At 30.5% G+C, this 626-nt stretch carries 1 protein-coding gene; it reads left to right on the top strand.

Annotation, left to right across the window (positions count from 1 at the left end):
- Nucleotides 1–626: phage tail protein (locus tag IDG60_RS20310; RefSeq protein WP_206161115.1), on the top strand; the 626-nt coding region annotated here is incomplete at both ends.

Raw genomic sequence — 626 nt, 5'->3', positions numbered from 1 at the left:
TAATGTATGAATTTCAAAATCACTCAGTGGAATCAAATAAGCTTGATGACGACAGTAGCGAAACTGGTAAAACGCCAGAATACTCTTTAGATGAGTACTTAAGATATGGATTTGCAAATCAAAAAACGTCAGTCAAGATGACCTATAAAATAATTGGAGATTTTAAAAGAAAAATACCAATTGATGAATTAGGTAATAAAAATGGCTTAGAATATTGTAAAGAAGCAGTAGATTTGTTTGGTTGTATTATTTATCCAAATGATACGGAGATATGTTTTTATTCTCCTGAAACATTCTATCAAAGAAGCGAAAAAGTAATAAGGTATCAATATAATACTGATACTGTGTCTGCTACTGTCAGTACGTTGGAATTAAGAACAGCTATAAAAGTTTTTGGGAAAAAGTACACAGCCGAGGAAAAGAAAAATTATAATCCTATTAGAACAACTGACATTAAATATTCAAATGGTTTTATAAAAGAAGGTACTTATCGTACCGCAACAATTGGGTCTAAAGCTACTATTAACTTTGATTGCAAGTATGGTAATGAAACAGTTAGATTTACAATAAAAAAGGGCTCTCAAGGTGGAATATATAAGTTGATTTTAGACGGCAAGCAAATTAAG

This window comes from Staphylococcus sp. EG-SA-2, assembly GCF_017152085.1.
This window is presented reverse-complemented; position numbering and strand designations above follow the sequence as displayed.